Here is a 1,550-nt window from a genome sequence, read left to right as displayed (position 1 = left end):
CTGCTGACGGACCGCGAACAACAGGTCTGGTCCGAGTGGAACACCGTGGATCACCCGGTAGTGGACCCGCGTCCGATCCCGGCGTTGATCGCCGAACAGGCGCGCCAGCGCCCGGATGCGGTGGCCGTAGTCCACGGCGACGACCGCCTGACCTTCGCCGAGTTCGATACCCGAGCCAACCGCCTGGCCCATTGGTTGATGGGGCAGGGCATCGGTGCCGAAAGCCGCGTGGGTGTGGCCCTGGAGCGGGGCACCGACATGCTGGTGGCGCTGTACGCCGTGCACAAGGCCGGCGGCGTCTACCTGCCCCTGGACCCGGATTACCCGGCCGAACGGGTGCGTTACATGCTGGAAGACTCCGGCGCCGCGTTGTTGCTAACTCACGACGCCGCTCTGGACCGACTGCCCTCGGCCGAGGGCGTCGAGACGGTCAACCTGGATCACCTGGATGTCAGCAGTCAGCCCGAGTCAGTACCGGAGGTATCGATTCATCCGGAACAACTCGCGTACCTGATCTACACCTCCGGCTCCACCGGTAAGCCCAAGGGCGTGGCCATCCCCCACGGCGGCCTGTCCATGCACTGCCAGACCATCGGCGCCCGCTATGGCTTGACCCCGGAGGACCGGGAACTTCACTTCCTGTCCATCAGCTTCGACGGCGCCCACGAGCGCTGGCTGACCGCGCTCAGCCATGGCGCCCGCATTGTCCTGCGGGACCAGGCCCTGTGGAGCGTGCAGGAAACCTACGACTGCCTGATCCACGAAGGCATCACCGTGGCCGCCTTCCCGCCCAGCTATTTGCGCCAGTTGGCGGAGTGGGCGGAACTCAAAGGCCAGCCGCCAGGCGTGCGTATTTACTGCTTCGCCGGCGAAGCCTTCAGCCGACAGATGATGCACCACGCCATCGAGCACCTGCAGCCGGACTGGGTGATCAACGGCTACGGCCCCACAGAAACCGTGGTTACGCCCACGCTATGGCGCATTGCCGCTGACACGGCTGACTTCGACAGCGCCTACGCTCCGATCGGGGACCTGGTGGGCGACCGTCAGGGCTATGTGCTGGACGCAGACCTCAACCTGCTGCCCCCGGGCGTGGCCGGGGAACTCTACCTGGGTGGCGCCCTGGCACGGGGCTACCTGGACCGCCCGGACACCACCGCGGAACGCTTTGTCCCCAACCCCTTCTGGGCGGGCGAGCGCCTTTACCGCACCGGTGACCGGGTGAAACTGAACCGGGAGAGCCAGTTGGAATACCTGGGGCGGATGGACCAGCAGGTAAAACTGCGGGGCTTCCGGATCGAGATCGGGGAAGTGGAGTCGGCGCTGAAAGGCTGCGAGGGGGTGAAAGACACCCTGGCGGTTGTGAAAGACACCGCCGCCGGTCAGCGACTGGTAGGTTATGTGTCTGGTGAGGGGTTGGATGAGCGTGCCATCAAGACACAGCTGCGGGAGCAGTTGCCGGAGTACATGGTGCCGTCGCACGTGGTCACCCTGGCGGAACTGCCAAAGCTGCCCAATGGCAAGCTGGATCGTAATGCGTTGCCAGAGCC

1 protein-coding gene is annotated in these 1,550 nt (G+C 65.7%); it reads left to right on the top strand.

Translation table 11 applies throughout. The features are described 5' to 3' along the window. Positions 1-1,550: amino acid adenylation domain-containing protein (locus ACTRWH_RS20395; protein WP_462826789.1), on the top strand; the 1,550-nt coding region annotated here is incomplete at both ends.

The organism is Marinobacter sp. G5_S1_61_S3, assembly GCF_054968585.1.
The sequence above is the reverse complement of the archived record's forward strand: the minus strand, read 5'-3'. Positions and strand labels throughout refer to the sequence as shown.